A 19,551-nucleotide genomic window follows, 5' to 3' on the forward strand; every position below is an offset into this window, starting at 1 on the left:
GGGCGACGACGGACTTGCCGCCGACTGATGACAAACCGCTCAGCGGCAGCGCAAGATCGTTCATGGTGGGTGTGGTCTCCGGGAAATGGTTCGGATCGGCTTAAGCAACCAAATCCTACGTCATTTCAACGATCAGATCCCGAGCAGCCAGTCAGTATTCGACCGTCGCTGGCGCCTCCGCCCACTGAGGCCTTGTGCTTCCTCCAGCGAGTCAAGCCGATCACCATGCGTGTCGCCAGTTCTGGTGCTCACCCACGTGCCATTTGCGATCTTGTGTCGGTGAGAGCACCGCAAGCACCTCCCCTGCTAGAGCGCAAGGCGGCTCGCGTCGCCGTGTTGTTACTATTCTTCGCTGTGGTCGGAGTTTTTTCCTTGGCTTCGGAATCGGGACATTCGGCTTTGCAAAAAAATAGGCCATCGTGGTCGATCGTCACGCCCCCGAGTTCGGCGGCACGATGGGACGACAACGGCAGCGCAAGCTCCATTTGCGCGAGGGGCTCGTCCCTTCAACTACTTGATGCATTTGCGCTTTGCGTACCTCCGTGCATGTTGCTCGATGCCAGGCGGAGATCTCCGTCTCAAACGATCGCGCATCGATGCAACGCCCACGCGTTGATCGCCATGATCGCGGCGATCGCTTTGCCGCGATCGCCGCCGCCGTTTTCGAGCACGACAATCATGCCGGCGGTTCGGCAGCGATGCGCATGCAAAAATTCACAGATGCATTCTAGCCAAATGCTAGCTGCCCAGCAAATGTCCGGCATTTCGCAAGGCCCCTAGGAAGAGACTGGCATGGCCGTTGGCATCGATCTTGGCCTGCATCGACAGGGGCATGCTGTGCCAGGTCTCCAAGGGCGCAATGAAATGTGAGAACGTACCGTTGACGATGCAATGGTGGGTAACAAGGCCCTGTCTGTCCAACGCCAGCACGCCGATCTGGTCGCCCTGATATCGGATGGCTGCGACCCGCTGGACCCCCGCATGACCGTCGACCCGCACGTCGAAAAGCAGGATGCCGCGGCTCCTGGTGGCTACCTCGGCGGCCTTTTCAGCGAAGCTTAAGGAGAGCGAGCGGACGCTTTCGACCGCCAGCCGTAAAACCATCAAATCCAGTTCATCCACTGCCATAAGGTACCTGCGCGCAACACATGGGTGATAGCAATCGACCACACCGCTTGTTCACAGATGTCGGCTCACGACCGATCATTCAGGGTTTGCCGGTCGTCCATTGACCGAGGGCGTGCTCCGGTTCGAACCGATCCTGAAGCGGAATGCGCTGGATCTACGGAACCCGAGGCCAAAGTTGCCGCGACAATTGATGTCGTGATCATTCCAGACATCTGCATCGGCGTCGCTGAACATCCCACTGGTAAGTCCGTTCTCTTGCGGCAAGCCCATCTTCGGGCCGTCTTGTACCTGAAACCCTCGCGGTGGCGTCCCTCGAAGCTCTGGACCGCCGGGCGCTTGATCGTCGAGAACTTTGTTTACGAAGGTCCGGACCTCCTGCAGAGCATATTCCGGTGCGCTCGCCTTTGAGCATTCCGCTGAAGCGTGACGTTTCGCTAGTCCGTGTTCCTTGCAGGCTCACCGCGAGGGCGCCTTGCACACAGCGGCACGTCAGCGCATGAAACTCGTCCCCCGTTCACTTCACAAAATGGATTTCCTGAAGTACTGGGAGCGCAGAGAAATCTCCGGTCGCAGCCTACCCGGTTAAAACAAGGACCCAAAAATGAAGACTCTCGTCGTCTGCTCCGGCGGATTGGACTCCGTTACCCTTGCTCACAAGGTGGCAGCGGAGCACGAACTCGCCGGCCTCCTATCTTTCGATTACGGCCAACGGCATAGGAAGGAATTGGGCTTCGCCGCCCTTTGCGCGGAGCGACTGAGCGTCCCGCACCGCATCATCGACATCCACGAGATCGGCGGCGGCCTTTCCGGCTCCGCGCTGACCGATAATGTGGACGTGCCCGACGGGCACTACGCCGAAGACACGATGAAGGTCACGGTGGTGCCGAACCGGAACGCCATCATGTTGGCCATTGCCTTCGGCTTCGCCGCAGCGCACGGCGCTGAGGCGGTGGCGACGGCCGTGCATGGTGGGGATCATTTCATTTATCCCGACTGCCGTCCGGCCTTCATCGACGCTTTCCAGATGATGCAGGACCACGCGCTCGACGGCTACGCGGAGATTCGCATTTATGCACCCTATGTGAATCTCACGAAGGCGGACATTGTTAGGAATGGAGCAGCATACGGCACGCCGTTTGCGCAGACCTGGTCCTGCTACAAGGGCGCCGAGCGTCACTGCGGGAGGTGCGGGACCTGCGTCGAGCGGCGCGAGGCGTTTCATCTCTCTGGGCAGCCGGACCCCACCGACTACGAGGACTCCGACTTCTGGCTCGATGCGCTGCGAAGGAGGACCGCGTAATGTTCCGCATCACCAAGGAATTCCACTTCTCAGCCTCGCATCAGCTCACCTCGTTGCCACCCGATCACCAATGCGCGCGCCTGCACGGGCATAACTACATCGTTGAAGTGGAGCTTTCAGCGAATGGACTGAACGACAACGGCTTCGTGCGCGACTATCACGATTTGGCGCCATTCAAACGCTACATCGACGAGAGCTTCGACCACCGACATCTCAACGACGTGCTGGGACATGAGCAAGTCACGGCGGAATATCTGGCCAGACATTTTTATGAATGGTGCAAGGCACGCCTGCGCGAAACCTCGGCCGTGCGGGTGAGCGAAACGCCGAAAACCTGGGCGGAATACCGGCCATGACCGATACGCATCCCGCAATCCGCGTGAGTGAGATTTTCGGGCCGACGATCCAGGGCGAGGGCGTGCTCATCGGTTTGCCGACGGTCTTCGTCAGAACCGGCGGGTGTGACTATCGCTGTTCCTGGTGCGACAGCCTGCATGCGGTGGACAATCAATTCCGCCATGAATGGGAGATGATGTCCATTGGCGCGGTGTGGCAAAACGTGCTTGCGCTTTCCGGTGGCCGCCCGCTGATGGTGTCGCTGTCAGGCGGCAATCCGGCCATCCAGCCGCTCGGCGCGCTCATCGAGCGAGGCCATGGTGAAGGTTACCGTTTTGCGCTGGAAACCCAAGGTTCGGTGGCCAGGGACTGGTTTGCCGACCTTGACGTGCTAGTCCTCAGCCCAAAGCCGCCGTCAAGCCAAATGACGACCGATTGGGCCGCTTTCGAGGCGTGCCTCCAGGCGGCACAAGGCAGGCCGCAAGTCGTGCTCAAGCTCATTGTTTTCGACGAAAGTGACTACGCCTACGCGAAAGACGCCGCTGCGAGATTTCCGCGGCTTCCGATCTATCTGCAACCCGGCAATCACACGCCGCCACGCCCCGCAAATGAAGACGCGCCTGTCGACCTTGACGGAATATTGAAGCGCATGGAGTGGCTGGTTGATAGCGTGACCCGCGACAGGTGGTTCGAAGCCCGTGTGCTGCCGCAGCTGCACGTTATGCTCTGGGGTAACAAGAGAGCTGTGTAGCCTAGGCCCGCTTTTCACTGAAACTGCGCCGACGAATATTCGGGTGGACGGGTTGTCCCACGCTTGACGGCGCTGCCGGGGTGCTTGCGGACTTCTGCCACCGGCACCAAGAGCGTGGCCAGCCGCTTACGATTAGGATTGTTGCCGAGGCTCGGTTTCGACGGGCGTCGGCCTGGCGGGAACCAATCAAAGGTTAGCGCGAGCCACGGGTGGAATAGTATGGTGTTGCGATCCGGCGGCGCCTGCTGCAGCTGGCACGGTCCTTGCGGATTCTCGTTGCAAGGCCGAAGGGAGCTGTCGGCCGACAACCATGATCTGGCCAGGACGATTGTCGACTGCTTCCGATACAGAAAAGAGGCCACTCGACGTGGCGCTTCAGGGACTGCGAAATGGAATACGGCGCCGGAAGGCACGACCGGACGATATCGTCGCTATGCCAAGACGCGTCTGGTCCGCTCCGAATCCTGTCTTGACACGACGGTCGCCGGTCAACAGTGAAAAATGTAGCGCAATCGGTTCACGATCGACTGAGAACCATGACCGTTCCTCTGCGGTGCTCAGACTGCCGCTGAGTGCCTGGCCGTTCCACTTTCGAAATATTTGTCGAACTTTGCCGCGATGCTCCTGACAAAGGGCCGGCTTTCCGCAGGCACGACGAAGCGGTCACCATCAAGTTCAAGCAACCGCGCAGGATCTTGGAGGGCCGTGGAACTCGCCTTGAGGAGAAGTCTTTGGCCGGCTTCGCCAAAGCGCTCCACCAGCTCAATCGCCGAGAAGGCGAAGTCACACATCAATCGCTCGATGATCCAGCCGCGAACACGGTCGTCGTCGGAAAGCGCGATACCCCGAACAGCGGCCAGCCCGCCATCAGCAACCATGCGTCCATACTCGGCGGTCGAAGGCATATTCTGTGCATAGCCCTGGCGAAACTGGCTGATGGACGATGGGCCAAGGCCGATCAAGGTCTCGTAGCAGTCCTCGGTGTAGCCTTGGAAGTTCCGGTGCAAAGTCCCGGCGCGTGCCGCAAGCGCCAGCGCATCGCCCGGCTTGGCGAAATGATCGAGCCCGATTGCTTCGTATCCCTGGTCCATGATCGCCCGCGCTGCCAATTGCGATTGGGCAAACCGCTCCGCCGGACCCGGCAACCAGGCCTTGTCGATCATCGTCTGATGTTTCTTGAACCACGGCACATGGGCGTAGCCAAAAAGCGCGATCCGATCCGGTTCCAGGGTCAGGGCCTGTGCAACTGTGGAGGCGACGCTCTCCCTGGTCTGATGCGGCAGGCCGTAGAGCAGATCGAGATTGACGGATTCGACGCCGCGCGAACGAACGCCATCAACAACTGTCTTGGTCTGCACAAAGCTCTGCTCGCGGTTGATCGCTTTCTGCACCTTCGGGTCGAAATCCTGGACGCCGAGGCTCGCCCTTGTCATGCCGATTTCGGCAAGTGCATCGAGGCGGGCATGGTCCATATCGTTGGGTTCGATCTCAACGCTGATCATTGCACCGGGGAGAAAGGTGAAGCTGTTGCGCAGGACGGTTCCCAGCGCCACCAGATCCTCCGGTTTGAGCATCGTTGGCGAACCGCCGCCGAAATGGACGGCACGCACGCGGCCCTTGCCTGCGACAAGACTGGAGACGGTTGCGATCTCGGCATGCAGTGAGCGCAGATATGTGGTCACTGGTTCGTAGTGGCGTGTCTGCTTGGTATGGCAAGCGCAGAACCAGCAAAGCTTGTCGCAATACGGGATGTGCAGATAGAGCGAGATCTCATCGCCATCGTTGAGCGCCTGCAGCCAGCCACGACAAATTGCAGCATCAATGCCGGTATGAAAATGCGGCGCTGTCGGATAACTGGTATAGCGCGGGACGTTCTCGCCAAGTCTGGCAGCTAGCTCCAGTCGCATGTCGTGGTCCACCGTGTTTGCGTCGCCGGAACTGTGGATGCTTGGATGAGCCTAAGCCCTGATTTCGATCAACGTTCAGCACGGACAAACTGCCGCAAGGATTTTTCTACCGTCGATTGCTATCCTGCCCGCAAGTGGACCGGAGCGATCGAATGACATTACGGCAGGACATTCACAGTTCCGGCATTCCCGTTCTTTGCCTGTCTTGCGAGGCACGGCACCGCGGTGTCTGTGGTGCGCTCGAACCAGACCATTTGGCTCAGCTCGCCAAGACGTCGTCGCGGCACAATATCGAGCCGGGGGTCGAACTGATCGGCGACGCCGAGGCGGTCGACTGTTATTCAAACGTGCTTTCAGGCGTGGTGAAGCTCACGAAGAGCCTTTCGGACGGCCGCCAGCAGATCGTCGGTCTCCAGTTCGCGCCGGATTTTCTGGGACGGCCCTTCAAGATGAAAAGCGCGATCAATGCGGAAGCGGCAACAGCTGTCTCGCTATGCTCGTTTCCGAGAGCGGCCATCGAACGGTTGATGAAGGAATCACCGGAATTTGTGCATCGCCTGTTCAAGCAGGCGCTGAACGAGCTCGACGAGGCACGCGAATGGATGGTGACTCTGGGGCGCAAGACCGCACCGGAGAAGGTGGCGAGCTTTCTCCTCATGATCGCCCGGAACATCGGTTCCAGTGTTGACCCGGCGGCCAGGTCGGCGTGCTTCGAGCTGCCGATGACGCGTGCCGACATCTCTGATTTCCTTGGAATTACAAACGAGACCGTGAGCCGTCAGCTGACCAGCCTGAGAATGGACGGCGTGATTCGGATCGAGAACAACCGCCGTATCACCGTGGACAGCATGAGCCGGCTGGAACGGCGCTGCGGCGGCCGAGGCGCAACCGCCGTTTGAATGACACCGAAGCTGCATGGCCTACGTCACTTACTTCGTTCGGGGCAGGGCATGCTCGCGTTGGGCGTTAGAAGAAGTCGCATAGCGACAGCCCGCTCTCCATCCGATCGCATGAGCCAGGTGCGTTTCGGCCAACTCGTCGGCGAAGCATCCATCCTCGACGTGCTCGACGTGCAACCGGCTGTTCCAGGCAGGATCGCACTCGGCCGAAGTCAATACGCTTCATACGCAGGGGAAAATCGCCGTCTCCCCGAACCATGTATGTCACGAAGTTAGCGCAACGCTGGCGCTGGCTGTCCCAAGGCATTGAAACGATCGACGTTCGGCAAGGCATCGGCCTACTTTCCAGCGTCACAGAAGGCGCGCTTCCCACACCTCCAAACCCGGCCCGACCTGGGACGCCGGGCCTGTCCATAAGCGTGGCGGCCGGTGCCGCGCTTCCACATTCGATCGCCACAGTCTGATCGCACCGAACTCGATCCTGCTCGAAGCAAAATCGTGCGGCTCTGACATGGATCAGGGCGAGCAGGCCACGGCTGCGCAATAAGGCACTGCGGTTTGGCGCCCGCCGGAATCGGAAATCGGGGCTTGCGATGAAATTCGGCACAGAGATCGTCCTTCTAAGCCTGTTTGCGTTTGCGGCCCTGGTGGCTGCCGGCTTCGGCGTAGATGAACCTTTTCGGCGGCATATGTGGGTTTTGTTCTTCGCCGTGGCTGGCTTCACGGCGATTCTGTTGCGCAACACGGAGTTCAAGCCGGCAGTTCCGATCGACCCCGCCGCTTACATGGATGGGCCGATCCGCTACGGTGCCATCGCCACCGTATTCTGGGGCGTCGTCGGCATGCTGGTCGGCGTGGTCATCGCCCTGCAGCTCGCCTACCCGGATCTCAACATCCAGCCCTGGTTCAATTTCGGCCGTTTACGGCCATTGCATACGTCGGGCGTCGTCTTCGCCTTCGGCGGCAATGCGCTGCTCTGCACGTCGCTGTATGTCGTCCAGCGCACCTGCCGCGCTCGGCTGTTCGGCGGCGATCTCGGCTGGTTCGTGTTCTGGGGCTACCAGCTCTTCATCGTCATGGCGGCGACCGGCTACCTGCTCGGCATAACCGAGAGCCGCGAATACGCCGAGCCCGAATGGTATGTGGACCTGTGGCTGACCATTGTCTGGGTCGCCTATCTCATCCTGTTCCTCGGCACGATCCTAAAGCGCAAGGAACCGCACATCTATGTCGCCAACTGGTTCTACCTTGCCTTCATCGTGACCATCGCAATGCTGCATGTGATCAACAACCTGTCGATGCCGGTCTCCTTCCTGGGCTCCAAGAGCTATTCAGCCTTCTCCGGCGTACAGGACGCCCTGACGCAGTGGTGGTACGGCCACAACGCCGTCGGCTTCTTCCTGACCGCCGGCTTCCTCGGCATGATGTATTATTTCGTTCCCAAGCAGGCCAACCGACCCGTCTATTCCTACCGGCTGTCGATCATCCACTTCTGGGCTTTGATCTTTCTCTACATCTGGGCCGGTCCGCACCACCTCCACTACACCGCCCTGCCGGACTGGGCCCAGACCCTCGGCATGGTGTTCTCCATCATGCTCTGGATGCCGTCATGGGGTGGCATGATAAACGGCCTGATGACGCTCTCGGGCGCCTGGGACAAGCTGCGCACCGACCCGATCATCCGCATGATGGTCATGGCCATCGCCTTCTACGGAATGTCGACCTTCGAAGGCCCGATGATGTCAATCAAGGCCGTCAACTCGCTCTCGCACTACACCGACTGGACCATCGGTCACGTCCATTCGGGCGCGCTCGGATGGGTCGGCATGATCTCGTTCGGCGCGATCTATTTCATGGTCCCGAAGTTATGGAACCGCGACCGGCTTTATTCGCTGCGGCTCGTCAACTGGCACTTCTGGCTGGCGACGCTTGGGATCGTCGTTTACGCCGCGGTGATGTGGGTCTCCGGCGTCATGCAGGGCCTTATGTGGCGCGAATACAACGAGCAGGGCTTCCTGGTCTACTCCTTCGCCGAAACCGTCGCCGCCATGCATCCCTACTACATCATGCGTGCCATCGGCGGCGCGATGTATCTGTCGGGCGCCCTCATCATGGCCTGGAACATCGCCATGACCATCCTCGGCTACCAGCGCGAGGAGGATCCGATGCCGCGCTCCATCCCCGCCCTCCAGCCTGTGCGATCAGGAGCCAGAAAATGGGCCTGATGGACAGACACGCGGTCATCGAGAAGAACGCCACACTTCTTCTCCTCGGGTCCCTGCTGGTCGTAACAATCGGCGGTATCGTCGAGATCGCGCCGCTCTTCTATCTCGACAACACCATCGAGAACGTGGAAGGCATGCGGCCCTATTCGCCGCTCGAGCTCGCCGGGCGCAACATCTATGTGCGTGAGGGCTGTTACCTCTGCCACAGCCAGATGATAAGGCCGTTCCGCGACGAGGTCGAGCGCTACGGCCACTATAGCCTGGCGGCCGAGTCGATGTACGACCACCCGTTCCAGTGGGGCTCGAAGCGCACCGGGCCGGATCTCGCCCGGGTCGGCGACCGCTACTCGAACGGATGGCACGTCCAGCATCTCACCGAGCCGCGTTCGGTGGTGCCGGAATCGATCATGCCGAGCTACGCGTTCCTGAAGGACATGCCCATCGAGGTGAAGGATTTCTCGACGCATCTGATCGCCAACAGCCGTGTCGGTGTGCCCTATTCAGACGACATGATCGCTCATGCCAATGCCGATCTCATGGCGCAGGCCGATGCGAATGCCGACACATCGGGCCTGGAGAGACGCTATCCGAAAGCCAAGGTTGGGGACTTCGACGGCGATCCGCAGCAGGTCACCGAAATGGATGCGCTGGTCGCCTATTTGCAGATGCTCGGCACGCTGGTCGATTTCAGGACCTATGACGAAGCCGCCGGTTACCGCTGAGGAGAATGGCGATGACCTACAATTTCATGCGGGAGTTTGCCGACAGCTGGGGCCTGCTTGCCATGGCGCTTTTCTTCCTCGGATGCGTTGCCTTTGCACTTCGTCCCGGCAGCCGCAGGCAAGCCGAGAGAGCCGCTCACATTCCTCTCAAGGACGACTGATCATGGGCAGCGAGCATATCGACGAGGTTTCGGGTATCTCGACGACCGGCCATGAGTGGGACGGCATCAAGGAACTCAACAACCCGCTTCCCCGCTGGTGGGTCATCACCTTCTACATCACCATTGCCTGGGCGATCGGCTACACCGTCGTCTATCCGGCATGGCCGATGCTGACTTCCGCGACCAGGGGTGTGCTGGGGTATTCGAGCCGCAGAGACGTCAAGAATGAACTGGCCGCGGCCGAAGTGGCCAAGGGTAAATTTGTCGCTGCCATTCAGGCGAAGACCGTCTCCGAGATTACTGCCGACGATACGCTACGCGAATTCGCCGTCGCCGCAGGTGGCGCCGCGTTCAAGGTCAATTGCGTGCAGTGCCATGGCTCGGGCGCTCAAGGGTCCAAGGGTTTTCCCAACCTAAACGACGACGATTGGCTGTGGGGTGGCAACGCCGAACAGATCCAGCAGACGATTGCGCACGGCATCCGCTTCGCATCAGACCCGGATACGCGCCTGTCGGAAATGCCTGCTTTTGGCGACATCATCACGACGGATCAGATCAAGCAGGTCGGCGCCTATGTCGCAAGCCTCTCCGATCCTGTTCAGGACACAAGCCTGATCGAACTCGGCGCAAATGTTTTCGCCGAGAATTGTGCGGCTTGTCATGGCGAGAATGCAAAGGGCAACAGGGAGCTCGGCGCACCCGACCTGACCGACGCGATCTGGCTATACGGGTCTGGCGAAACAGCCATCGCCGCGCAGGTCCGCGCGCCGAAGCACGGCGTCATGCCGGCCTGGATCGGGCGTCTCGGCGAGATCAAGGCCAAGGAACTCGCGGTCTATGTCCATTCGCTTGGTGGCGGAGAATAGGTACGCAAGCCTATTCTCGTCCTCCCCGCACCGCCAAGCGACGAGGCCCGGCGCGAGCCGGGCCTCGGCATCATCCAGAAACCGATGGGTCGGGCTTCCGGCAAAATCGTCGCTGGTGACTGGAGCTTCTCGTGCTCGATAACACGCAAATAGAACGGCTCGAAGCCGATGCGGTCAACTCCGCCAAGACCCGTCAGCCGCTCTATGCCGCACGCAAGAAGATCTTCCCGAACCGGGCCTCTGGCAGTTTCCGCCGCTTCAAGTGGTCGGTGATGGCAATCACGCTGGGGATCTACTACCTGACGCCCTGGCTGCGGTGGGATCGCGGGCCATTTGCCCCGGACCAGGCCGTGCTGGTCGATCTTGCCAACCGCCGCTTCTACTTCTTCTTCATCGAGATATGGCCGCAGGAATTCTACTACGTCGCCGGCCTGCTGGTCATGGCCGGTATCGGCCTTTTCCTGATCACATCCACCGTCGGCCGGGCCTGGTGCGGCTATACGTGCCCGCAGACCGTGTGGGTCGATCTGTTTCTGGTCGTCGAGCGAGCCATCGAGGGCGACCGCAACGCGCGCGTCAAGCTCGATGCCGGTCCCTGGACTGCGCGCAAACTCGTGGTGCGAACATCGAAACACGCCATTTGGCTGGTCATAGGGGTGCTGACCGGCGGCGCCTGGATCTTCTATTTCGCCGATGCGCCGACGCTGCTTGGGGAACTCTTCACCGGCACCGCCGCCCCCGTTGCCGACATCACCGTGCCCGTGCTGACGGCGACGACCTATACGTTCGGCGGGCTGATGCGCGAGCAGGTCTGCACCTACATGTGCCCATGGCCGCGCATCCAGGCGGCCATGCTCGACGAGAATTCCCTCACCGTCACCTATAATGACTGGCGCGGCGAACCGCGCTCGCGTCACGCCAAGAGGGTCCTTGCCGCCGGGCAGCCCGTCGGCGACTGCGTCGACTGCAATGCCTGTGTCGCGGTGTGCCCGATGGGGATAGACATTCGTGATGGCCAGCAGCTTGAATGCATCACCTGCGCGCTCTGCATCGATACCTGTGACGGTATCATGGACAAGCTCGGCAGGGAGCGCGGACTGATTTCCTATGCGACGCTGGCCGACTACAACGCCAACATGATGCTGGCGACCCCGGGCGGCTCCGGTTCAGTCAACCCGTCACTGGTCAGGAGCGCTGACGGCCTGTTCTCCGACAAGGTGGCCCGTTTCCATATCCGCAAGATCTTTCGACCGCGCACCTTCGTCTACATGGGCGCCTGGTCGGCGGTCGGTCTCGCGCTGCTCTATTCGCTGCTGACCCGCGAACGGCTCGAATTGAATGTCCTGCACGATCGCAACCCGCAGTTCGTGACGCTGTCCGACGGTTCGATCCGCAACGGCTACATCGTCAAGCTGCTCAACATGATCCCCGAACCAAGAACGATCATTGTCACGATGCGGGGCCTGCATGGAGCCGAAATGAGCGTTGTCGGCATCGACCTGCCGGCGGATCGCTCCTTCGCCATCCCGGTCGAACCCGACCGGCTGAAGATGCTCAAGGTTTTCGTGCGTCAGCCGGCAGATCAGGTTCGGGGTGCAGCGCAAAGCTTCAAGTTCCGGGTCGAAAACAAGGCAACGTTCGAGTCGGACGAATACACGGCCACTTTCAACGCACCGGAGATCGCCAGATGAGCGACACCTCGCGACAATCCCGCGAATTCACCGGCAGGCATATGCTGTTCACCATCCTTGGCTTCTTCGGCGTGGTCATAGCGGTCAATCTGACCATGGCGACGCTCGCCAACACGAGCTGGACCGGCCTTGTCGTCGAAAACACCTATGTGGCGAGCCAGCAATTCAACAAAAAGGCCGAGCAAGGGCGAGCTCAGGCAGCCCTCGGCTGGACTGGCAAACTAACCATCGCAGGCGGTGAGGTCCGCTATGGCGTCACCGACGCCGCCGGCAAGGCGGTTCCCTTGCATGGCGTCAAAGTGCTGTTTCGCCATCCCGCTTACGAGAAAGAAGATGAGTCCATCACGCTCGCCGCCGCCTCGGGCCAGGAGTTTGTACTGCAGCACATCCCAAGGGACGGTGTGTGGATCGTCGAAATCGACGCCGATGCCGGTCTGGCAAGACCTTTCCGCGACGTGCGCAGGATCATGATCTCCGATGGAGCGCTGCAATGAGCTGCTGCGCGCCAGGCGCCGAAATGGCATTGGACCTGGAAAAGGTCACACTGATCCTGCCTTCTGGCCAGGAAATCAGACTGGCGAGCCGCTCGATCGGCGAAAATCTTCGCCAGACCGACCTCTCGGTGCCGGCTGTACATTGTGCTGCCTGCATCCAGACGATCGAGACGGCGATCGGCAAGCTGGATCGCGTCGAAGACGCACGTGTCAATCTTTCGACGAAACGTGTTTCGGTCCGGTGGCGCGGCGAGGAGGTTCCGCCATTCGTCGCCACACTTGGACGGCTGGGCTATGGCGCGCACCTGTTCGATCCCGAGGCTGACGGGAAGGACAAGATGCTCTCGGAACTGATCCGCGCCGTCGCGGTCGCCGGCTTTGCGGCGGGCAACATCATGCTGCTATCAGTCTCCGTCTGGTCCGGCGCGCAAGGCGCGACCCGCGACCTGTTCCATTGGGTCTCGGCCTTGATTGCCATTCCTGCGCTCGCTTTCGCCGGCGGCATCTATTTTCGCTCGGCCTGGAATGCGCTGCGCCACAGCCGCATGAACATGGACGTGCCGATCGCGGTCGGGGTATCGCTCGCTTACGCGATGAGCCTCTACGAGACGATTAACCATGGCGACCATGCTTATTTCGACGCGTCGGTGTCGCTGCTGTTCTTTCTGCTGATCGGCCGCACGCTGGATCACGTGATGCGGGAACGGGCACGGACGGCCGTAAACGGACTGGCTCGGCTGGCGGCGCGCGGCGCCATGGTGCTGCGCGAGGATGGTTCGCGCGACTACTTGCCGGTTGGCGAGATCGAACCAGGAATGGAGCTCTTGATCGCGGCCGGCGAGAGGATGCCCATCGACGGCAGGATCATTGGCGGGGCGTCGGATCTCGACTGTTCCCTGGTTTCCGGGGAAAGCACGCCCATAACGGTGGGCCCGGGGGCGCAGGTCCAGGCCGGTACGCTCAATCTCACCGGTCCGCTGACCATCGAGGCGACGGCCGCCGCGAAGGATTCCTTCCTGGCCGAAATGGTTCGGCTGATGGAAGCGGCAGAGGGCGGCCGCGCCCGCCATCGCAGGATCGCCGATCGCGTCTCCGCGCTCTACGCCCCCGTGGTCCACCTCACCGCCTTTGTGACGTTCCTCGGCTGGATGGCGGCGACCGGCGACTGGCACCGGGCAATAACAATCGCGATCGCCGTTTTGATCATCACATGCCCGTGCGCGCTCGGTCTCGCCGTGCCGATCGTGCAGGTGGTCGCTGCGCGGCGGCTGTTTGAAAGCGGCGTCATGGTCAGGGACGGCTCCGCCATGGAGCGCCTGGCGGGGATCGACACGGCATTGTTCGACAAAACCGGCACGCTTACGCTCGGACTGCCCAGGCTGATCAATGCGCCGTCCATCGATCCGACGATGCTCGCCATGGCGGCCGAGATGGCAGCGCATTCCCGCCATCCCTTTTCGAAGGCAATCGCTGGCAATGCAGCCTTTGCCGGCCAGCCGAAACTCGCGTCCGTCAGCGAGCATCCGGGCTTCGGCATCGAAGCCATCGCCGAGGGCAGTACCTGGCGGCTGGGTCGCCGCGGATGGGCTGAGTGGAAAGCCCGGACCGGCGGCGAAGGCAAACAAGGCTATGGCGGAACCGTTCTGACGAAGGACGGGGTCATTGTCGCGACTTTCGATTTCGAGGATGAGCTGCGTGCCGATGCCAAGGCGGCCATCGAGCAACTGAACGGCGCCGGCGTGTCGGTGGAGATGCTGTCGGGCGACACAGAAGCTGCCTGCGGCGAAGTCGCGGAAGCACTGGGCGTCGAGCGCTTCGTTCCCGCGCTGCTTCCCTCCGGGAAGGTCGAACACATCGAAGCATTGACGCGAACTGGCCACAAGGTGCTGATGGTCGGCGATGGGCTCAACGACACGCCTGCATTGGGCGCCGCACACGTTTCGATCGCTCCGGCCACGGCGGCGGATATCGGTCGCAACGCCGCGGATTTCGTGTTCCTGCGTAAAAGTCTTCTGGCGGTCCCACTTGCTTTAGACATTTCGCGGAAGGCCGGACGGCTGATCCGGCAGAACATCGCCATCGCGATCGTTTACAATGGCATCGCCGTGCCGGTCGCCATTCTGGGGCACGTTACGCCACTGATCGCGGCGGTCGCGATGTCCGCCTCGTCCCTCCTGGTCATCGGCAATGCGCTACGCTTGCAAGGTTTCGTGTCAAATGCATCGGTGCAAGATGCCCGACATGACAAGCACTCCGACATTGGCGCACTGGCACAATCCTCATGACGACGCTCGCCTACCTCATACCTGTGGCCCTGTTCCTCGGAGCGCTTGGGCTGGCCGGGTTCCTGTGGGCCTTGAGGAGCGGCCAATATGAAGATCTCGATGGCGCCGCCGAGCGGATCCTGATCGACCGCGACGAGCCACGCAGCTGACCCAGCCTGTCCTGCGACGACTCGCTCGAATATTTTCCGCGGTTGCTTCGCGTCATGCCGATTTCGGCGCGCGACGGGTGCGAACGGATCAGCCAGAATACGTTGCCGAACTTTCGGCCAGGAAAGGGCCGCACCGAACGGGAAGCCGGCCATTCGATGATGACCTGACCAGACCATGGCGTGGCGATCGACCAGTCGACCGTGAACCCGCCGTTGCCGTGTTTATCGAGCCTGGTTGATCCACATCAGGGTTATCTCTTCATAGGCATGGTTTATTGAGCATTTTTGAACGGAGAACGGATGTCTAACGGACGGTTAGGTCGCGTGGAGACGCTTGGGGAGATGAGCCGCAAACCGTGGATCGATTGCGATGCGTTCCAGTGCCCTTCGTCGCAGATAGCCGACGCAATGGCGGCACGCTGATGGCCGGCTCTGTCGATAGATTCGACGTTATTGTCGTCGGAGCCGGGCCGGTCGGACTTTCCTTCGCCGCATCGCTTGCCCAGAGCCGACTCAAGGTGGCAGTGGTTGAACGGCAGTCGCTCGAAAGCCTGGCGAATCCGGCTTTCGACGGTCGCGAGATCGCGCTGACCCACGCATCGGTTGGAATCCTTCGCGAGCTCGGCGCCTGGGATGCCATCCCCGCTTCGGACAAATCACCGCTACAAGGCGCGCGCGTGCTCAACGGATCGAGCCCTTTCGCCCTGAGCTTCGATTCTCCCAGCGGATCTGGGGAACCACTCGGAATTCTGGTCCCAAATTGTCGGATCCGCGACGCCCTGTTCAAGATTGTCCGCTTCCAGGATCATGCCCGGCTGCTGTGCGGCCACTCGGTCGTCAATGCAACAACCAGCCACAAAGAAGCAGTCATAACGCTCTGTGATGGCAGGCAATTGGCCGCTCGGCTGCTCGTTGCAGCGGATTCGCGTTTGTCCGCGACGCGCGACCTGCTCGGCATTGGCGCCGACATCAATCGGCTTGGCAACTCCATGCTGATTTGCCGGGTGAGGCACGAGCGCGCCCATCACCAGATCGCGGTCGAATGGTTCGATCACCATCAGACGATAGCGATGTTGCCGCTCATGGAAGGCGTGTCGTCGCTGCTTCTCACTTTGCGCTCAAGCGAGGCCGACAGACTGCTTGCTCTCGACGACGATTTGTTCCTCATGGAATCGACGAGCCGGTATCGAGGACGCCTCGGAGAGATGACCTTGGCAAGCACCCGCCATGCCTATCCGCTGGTCACGACCTGGGCGCACAAGTTCTGGGCTCCGAGTGCGGCACTGATCGGCGATGCTGCCCTCGGCATGCACCCGGTGACCGCGCATGGCTTCAACATCGGCCTCAGTGGCCAGAAGCAACTCGCCGATAGAATCCTGGCGGCATGTCGCGAGCGCCGCGACATTGCTGATCCCGAGATACTCGGCAGATACGAAAGCCGGCTGCGTCTGTCGGCGGCACCGCTCTATCATGCTACGAATGCGCTTGTCGCTCTCTACTCAGGCGAGCACCCGGCGGCACGGCTTGCAAGACATGCAGGGCTTCGCTTTGCCCAATATCTTCCCTTTATCCGCCATGGCATTTCGGCCATGCTCAGGCGGTGAATCGCAGGCAGCGCTGCCGCTTTGGAACGCTATCTCGGCCCGGCTTCCTTTTGTCTCGCCGGGCGCGTTGATACCGTTGGCAGGGCTGCTTCCATGGTGACGTTGCCGATCCTGGGATGATTCGGATCAAGGCACGCGTGCGGGCAAGAGCTCGATGGTCAGACGGCAAGGCCAAGAGCAGACGTGCGCCCCGAAGACATGGTGAGCGCACTGGTTACCCCCGCTGGATAGTTAACCCGTCCTTCAGTGGGCCTGCGTAAGCTTGTCCTCGCGAACAACGATGGGAGCAAGCTGGTCCGTCCATGGCCCCGAAGAAAGTAGACACGCTGGAGGCCAAAATCCGTCAGGATCAGCTTGCTGACCTGAGGACCGGCCTCTTCGTGTCGATGCCGATAAGCGGTATCCTGTCAGGCCTGATTTGGGCGGTGCACGCCCTTTCTGGCAGCGGCTTTGCCGCTGCAATCTGGTTCCTGGTCGTCAATGCGATAAATGCCGCCCGCCTTGCACTCGCGCGTTATCAGCTAAAGGAAACGGGGCGCCATGACGGTTTAGTGGGGGTTTTGCCGCGGCTTCGCTGGTTTGGCATCCTTGCTCTTCTGGCAGGGTTTGCCTGGTCCTTCCTGGCCGTCCTGACTGTTGGATACACGACACCTCAAGCACCGCTGCATCTGGTCATTCTGGCGGGCATTTCCGCTGGTGCGGTTACATACGGCAGTTCGTATGCCGCGGCGGCGACCAACTTCATCACACCTCCGCTCCTCATCACGGTGGCTTGCCTTTTGGCGAAAGGCAATTTTGAAGACTACATTCTGGCTTTTACCGTTCTGCTCTTCATGGGCGGCTTGGTTCGAGCTTCGTTTGTTGGGCAAGCACGGTTCCGCGAAGCGAGCCGCCTGAGGCATGAGGCCGAGCGGCTTGCGGCGGAGATGAAGGCCAGTTCCAGGCAGGACCACCTGACGGCCCTTCTCAACAGGCGTGGCCTCGAAGACGCAATCGGACGTTTCGAGACCGCGGATGGCCCCTTCGTGGCAATGCTGGTTGATCTGGACGGGTTCAAATCCGTCAACGATACCTACGGTCACAGGACCGGTGATGAACTGCTTGTCAGGATCGCCCGCCGCATAGAGGAGGAAGCACCGGAAGGCTCAACGCTCGCTCGTATCGGCGGCGATGAATTCGTGCTGTTTTTTCCCTCAACGAGGGTTTCGCTTTCTGCCAGTGATCTCGCCTCCAATATCATAGCCAAAATTGCCCGACCCTATATCGAGGTCGCGTCCGTCCGTGTCGGGGCATCGATAGGAATATACCTGGCGGAAAGCCCGGGCCTGACGGAAATGTTGTTGCGGGCGGATATCGCCCTTTATACGGCCAAGCGTCGTGGCAGGAACGAATTTTGCCTGTTCGATGCCGAACTCGACAGGGAACTGCAACGCCGCCAGTCCGTCGAACGGGACCTTCATTCGGCGATAAAGACGAGAAGCTTGCAACCTTGGTTCCAGCCGATCGTGAAACTCGACACCGAGGCCGTGGTCGGTTTTGAAGCCTTGCTGAGGTGGTCCCATCCGATTCATGGTGCCATCTCTCCACCCGAAATCATCACAGCTGCACGCGAAACCGGAATGCTTCAGCTGCTGACGCAAACCGTCTTCGCCGACTGTTGTGCTTTTATCGACGGCTTGGTGAAAGCTGACTGTCGTGATTTCCGTGTGGCGATGAATGTTTCGCCGCGCGAACTGGAAGCCGGCGATATCGACGACATGGTTTTGGATGGTCTGGCGGCAAAAGGCCTCCCTGCAACGATGTTCGAAATCGAGATTACCGAAGAATCCCCGGTGGACCCGGACAGAGTGGATGAAAAGCTCGGACGGCTTTCACATGCCGGCATTTCCATCGCGCTCGATGACTTCGGCACCGGCTTTTCCACGTTGGCATCGCTCAAGGACAGTCGGATACGCAAGGTGAAAATAGACCAGGGCTTCATTCGCGGCTTGGCCAAATCCCGAGAGGACCGACTGCTTGTCAAATCGGTCATCGATCTCGGTAACATGCTCGGGATCGAGGTCATGGCCGAGGGCGTCGAAACAGAGGCGGATCGGCAAACCCTGCACAAGCTTGGCTGCAGGACCGCTCAGGGCTTCCTGTTCTCGAAGGCGGTGCCTCTGAGCCAAGCACTAGAAATGGCAGTCAAACAGCACGCGAACCAGTTGTGACCGCTCCAGCCGCGCTGTCTCTCGCGGCCGTGCGCTCATGAATGGCGGCTATCTGAACTTCCTTGTTTGAAGAGCATGACAATCCGTGCTGTGCGTCAGCCGGCGAACAGTTCTTTGTAGCCAGTCGTCACCATCCAGTTCGCCCGGTCGATATGGCTGCGAAGAGCCTTGCGGGCGCGGACCGGTTCAAGGGCCGGGTCGATGCCGAGAATGAGATCAGCCATCTCCTCTTCGCTGGCATTGTCGGCGCAGGCATCCAGGATCCGCAGGTAGATCGTGAAATGCTCCCTGTCGTAGCTCGTGAGGTTCTCCGACCAGGGGACTTCGTCGCACAGAGTTGAGCTTCGAGTCTCATCTGTTCCCATTGATCGATTCATGCCTGCGAACCTCGCCTGTTGAGCGCCCGCAGCATATCCCAAAATGGGATAATCCGAAACCAGGATTAGTCGCTGATCCGGTCTTTACCCGACCGGTTCGCCTAAATGCCCAAATCTCTTCGATCGCCCCGCCACCAGCGGTTCCTGGCCCAGCTGGTTTCCCTGCGCAAGGCCAAAGGCCTGACTCAGGCGCAGGTGGCCGAGAAGCTTGATCGTCCCCAATCCTTCGTGGCCAAGTACGAGGGTGGAGAGCGGCGTCTCGACGTCATCGAGTTTCTCGACTTAACTGCGGCGCTTGACGCTGATCCGTGCGAGATTCTGTCCAGCCTGCGGTCCTAGCGGGCGCCCGCGCGCCTAACGGCTCGCGCCGGTGCCGTGAACCGAGCGCGCTTTTCTTCGGCAAGCTGCCATTCCGCTGCGGGTGGGTCTTTACCAGGCCATGCCGA

General features: G+C 60.6%; 18 protein-coding genes. 15 read left to right on the plus strand and 3 right to left on the minus strand.

The annotated features are described in order from the left end of the window. Positions 1-738: 738 nt before the first annotated feature. Complete coding sequence (locus NKH37_RS31255; RefSeq protein ID WP_352453859.1) at positions 739-1,128, minus strand: hypothetical protein; 390 nt, start codon at positions 1,126-1,128, stop codon at positions 739-741. 601 nt (positions 1,129-1,729) lie between these two features. Between NKH37_RS31255 and queC the strand changes: the two genes are divergently transcribed. From queC to queE, 3 genes are read left to right on the plus strand one after another with little or no spacing between them, the layout of a single operon-like run. Further along, positions 1,730-2,428, plus strand: coding sequence for a 7-cyano-7-deazaguanine synthase QueC (gene queC / locus NKH37_RS31260; RefSeq protein WP_031194962.1), 699 nt, complete (start codon positions 1,730-1,732; stop codon positions 2,426-2,428). Then, on the plus strand, positions 2,428-2,784 hold the full coding sequence (gene queD, locus NKH37_RS31265; RefSeq protein ID WP_023722053.1) for a 6-carboxytetrahydropterin synthase QueD: 357 nt from the start codon (positions 2,428-2,430) through the stop codon (positions 2,782-2,784). The genes queC and queD overlap by 1 nt, the downstream gene beginning before the upstream one ends. Beyond that, the gene (queE, locus tag NKH37_RS31270) at positions 2,781-3,515 is read left to right on the plus strand and encodes a 7-carboxy-7-deazaguanine synthase QueE (protein WP_352684181.1); all 735 of its coding nucleotides are present in this window, start codon (positions 2,781-2,783) and stop codon (positions 3,513-3,515) included. The genes queD and queE overlap by 4 nt, the downstream gene beginning before the upstream one ends. A gap of 557 nt (positions 3,516-4,072) precedes the next feature. Here the strand turns inward: queE and hemN are convergent. Further along, positions 4,073-5,422 carry an oxygen-independent coproporphyrinogen III oxidase gene (gene hemN / locus NKH37_RS31275; RefSeq protein WP_353042227.1) on the minus strand — a complete coding sequence of 450 codons (1,350 nt, stop codon included), beginning with the start codon at positions 5,420-5,422 and terminating at the stop codon, positions 4,073-4,075. 152 nt (positions 5,423-5,574) lie between these two features. Between hemN and NKH37_RS31280 the strand changes: the two genes are divergently transcribed. From NKH37_RS31280 to NKH37_RS31330, 11 genes are all read left to right on the plus strand, one after another. Beyond that, a complete protein-coding gene (locus tag NKH37_RS31280) occupies positions 5,575-6,321 on the plus strand; it encodes a Crp/Fnr family transcriptional regulator (RefSeq protein WP_352690206.1) in 747 nt (248 codons plus the stop codon). Between the two features lie 593 nt (positions 6,322-6,914). Further along, positions 6,915-8,546, plus strand: coding sequence for a cytochrome-c oxidase, cbb3-type subunit I (ccoN, locus tag NKH37_RS31285; RefSeq protein ID WP_353042229.1), 1,632 nt, complete (start codon positions 6,915-6,917; stop codon positions 8,544-8,546). After that, a complete protein-coding gene (gene ccoO / locus NKH37_RS31290) occupies positions 8,537-9,268 on the plus strand; it encodes a cytochrome-c oxidase, cbb3-type subunit II (RefSeq protein WP_353042231.1) in 732 nt (243 codons plus the stop codon). The genes ccoN and ccoO overlap by 10 nt, the downstream gene beginning before the upstream one ends. Before the next feature lie 11 nt (positions 9,269-9,279). Continuing rightward, entirely contained in the window at positions 9,280-9,429 is a 150-nt protein-coding gene (locus tag NKH37_RS31295; RefSeq protein ID WP_023679629.1) for a cbb3-type cytochrome c oxidase subunit 3, read from the plus strand. A gap of 2 nt (positions 9,430-9,431) precedes the next feature. Further along, positions 9,432-10,295, plus strand: coding sequence for a cytochrome-c oxidase, cbb3-type subunit III (ccoP, locus tag NKH37_RS31300; RefSeq protein ID WP_352516163.1), 864 nt, complete (start codon positions 9,432-9,434; stop codon positions 10,293-10,295). A gap of 131 nt (positions 10,296-10,426) precedes the next feature. Next, positions 10,427-11,986 (plus strand): cytochrome c oxidase accessory protein CcoG, encoded by a 1,560-nt coding sequence (gene ccoG, locus NKH37_RS31305; RefSeq protein WP_353042233.1) that lies wholly within the window; start codon positions 10,427-10,429, stop codon positions 11,984-11,986. Beyond that, a complete protein-coding gene (locus NKH37_RS31310; protein ID WP_352457384.1) occupies positions 11,983-12,480 on the plus strand; it encodes a FixH family protein in 498 nt (165 codons plus the stop codon). The genes ccoG and NKH37_RS31310 overlap by 4 nt, the downstream gene beginning before the upstream one ends. Next, the gene (locus NKH37_RS31315) at positions 12,477-14,765 is read left to right on the plus strand and encodes a cation-translocating P-type ATPase (RefSeq protein ID WP_353042235.1); all 2,289 of its coding nucleotides are present in this window, start codon (positions 12,477-12,479) and stop codon (positions 14,763-14,765) included. Before NKH37_RS31310 ends, NKH37_RS31315 begins: the two co-directional genes overlap by 4 nt. Further along, a complete protein-coding gene (gene ccoS, locus NKH37_RS31320; RefSeq protein ID WP_023679633.1) occupies positions 14,762-14,914 on the plus strand; it encodes a cbb3-type cytochrome oxidase assembly protein CcoS in 153 nt (50 codons plus the stop codon). The genes NKH37_RS31315 and ccoS overlap by 4 nt, the downstream gene beginning before the upstream one ends. Positions 14,915-15,336: 422 nt before the next feature. Continuing rightward, positions 15,337-16,518 (plus strand): 5-demethoxyubiquinol-8 5-hydroxylase UbiM, encoded by a 1,182-nt coding sequence (gene ubiM, locus NKH37_RS31325; protein WP_353042274.1) that lies wholly within the window; start codon positions 15,337-15,339, stop codon positions 16,516-16,518. A 302-nt stretch (positions 16,519-16,820) separates the two neighbouring features. After that, on the plus strand, positions 16,821-18,728 hold the full coding sequence (locus NKH37_RS31330) for a putative bifunctional diguanylate cyclase/phosphodiesterase (protein ID WP_352610884.1): 1,908 nt from the start codon (positions 16,821-16,823) through the stop codon (positions 18,726-18,728). A gap of 95 nt (positions 18,729-18,823) precedes the next feature. Here NKH37_RS31330 and NKH37_RS31335 read toward each other — a convergent pair whose 3' ends face one another. After that, positions 18,824-19,105, minus strand: a complete 282-nt coding sequence (locus NKH37_RS31335) for a DNA -binding domain-containing protein (RefSeq protein WP_353042276.1) — start codon at positions 19,103-19,105, stop codon at positions 18,824-18,826. A 105-nt stretch (positions 19,106-19,210) separates the two neighbouring features. Between NKH37_RS31335 and NKH37_RS31340 the strand changes: the two genes are divergently transcribed. Then, positions 19,211-19,444 (plus strand): helix-turn-helix domain-containing protein, encoded by a 234-nt coding sequence (locus tag NKH37_RS31340; RefSeq protein ID WP_023679646.1) that lies wholly within the window; start codon positions 19,211-19,213, stop codon positions 19,442-19,444. Positions 19,445-19,551 lie beyond the last annotated feature (107 nt).

Origin of the sequence: Mesorhizobium sp. M1217 (assembly GCF_040318275.1) — a bacterium.
Taxonomy (GTDB): domain Bacteria; phylum Pseudomonadota; class Alphaproteobacteria; order Rhizobiales; family Rhizobiaceae; genus Mesorhizobium.

What these genes read in the sequence shown, in the direction of transcription:
- ccoP (WP_352516163.1), top strand. Translation starts at nt 9,432, where the DNA reads ATGGGCAGCGAGCATATCGACGAGGTTTCGGGTATCTCGACGACCGGC.
- NKH37_RS31280 (WP_352690206.1), top strand. Translation starts at nt 5,575, where the DNA reads ATGACATTACGGCAGGACATTCACAGTTCCGGCATTCCCGTTCTTTGC.
- NKH37_RS31255 (WP_352453859.1), bottom strand. Translation starts at nt 1,128, where the DNA reads ATGGCAGTGGATGAACTGGATTTGATGGTTTTACGGCTGGCGGTCGAA.
- NKH37_RS31310 (WP_352457384.1), top strand. Translation starts at nt 11,983, where the DNA reads ATGAGCGACACCTCGCGACAATCCCGCGAATTCACCGGCAGGCATATG.
- NKH37_RS31335 (WP_353042276.1), bottom strand. Translation starts at nt 19,105, where the DNA reads ATGAATCGATCAATGGGAACAGATGAGACTCGAAGCTCAACTCTGTGC.
- NKH37_RS31340 (WP_023679646.1), top strand. Translation starts at nt 19,211, where the DNA reads ATGCCCAAATCTCTTCGATCGCCCCGCCACCAGCGGTTCCTGGCCCAG.
- ccoN (WP_353042229.1), top strand. Translation starts at nt 6,915, where the DNA reads ATGAAATTCGGCACAGAGATCGTCCTTCTAAGCCTGTTTGCGTTTGCG.
- NKH37_RS31315 (WP_353042235.1), top strand. Translation starts at nt 12,477, where the DNA reads ATGAGCTGCTGCGCGCCAGGCGCCGAAATGGCATTGGACCTGGAAAAG.
- NKH37_RS31295 (WP_023679629.1), top strand. Translation starts at nt 9,280, where the DNA reads ATGACCTACAATTTCATGCGGGAGTTTGCCGACAGCTGGGGCCTGCTT.
- queE (WP_352684181.1), top strand. Translation starts at nt 2,781, where the DNA reads ATGACCGATACGCATCCCGCAATCCGCGTGAGTGAGATTTTCGGGCCG.
- ccoS (WP_023679633.1), top strand. Translation starts at nt 14,762, where the DNA reads ATGACGACGCTCGCCTACCTCATACCTGTGGCCCTGTTCCTCGGAGCG.
- queD (WP_023722053.1), top strand. Translation starts at nt 2,428, where the DNA reads ATGTTCCGCATCACCAAGGAATTCCACTTCTCAGCCTCGCATCAGCTC.
- ccoO (WP_353042231.1), top strand. Translation starts at nt 8,537, where the DNA reads ATGGGCCTGATGGACAGACACGCGGTCATCGAGAAGAACGCCACACTT.
- queC (WP_031194962.1), top strand. Translation starts at nt 1,730, where the DNA reads ATGAAGACTCTCGTCGTCTGCTCCGGCGGATTGGACTCCGTTACCCTT.
- hemN (WP_353042227.1), bottom strand. Translation starts at nt 5,422, where the DNA reads ATGCGACTGGAGCTAGCTGCCAGACTTGGCGAGAACGTCCCGCGCTAT.
- ubiM (WP_353042274.1), top strand. Translation starts at nt 15,337, where the DNA reads ATGGCCGGCTCTGTCGATAGATTCGACGTTATTGTCGTCGGAGCCGGG.
- NKH37_RS31330 (WP_352610884.1), top strand. Translation starts at nt 16,821, where the DNA reads ATGGCCCCGAAGAAAGTAGACACGCTGGAGGCCAAAATCCGTCAGGAT.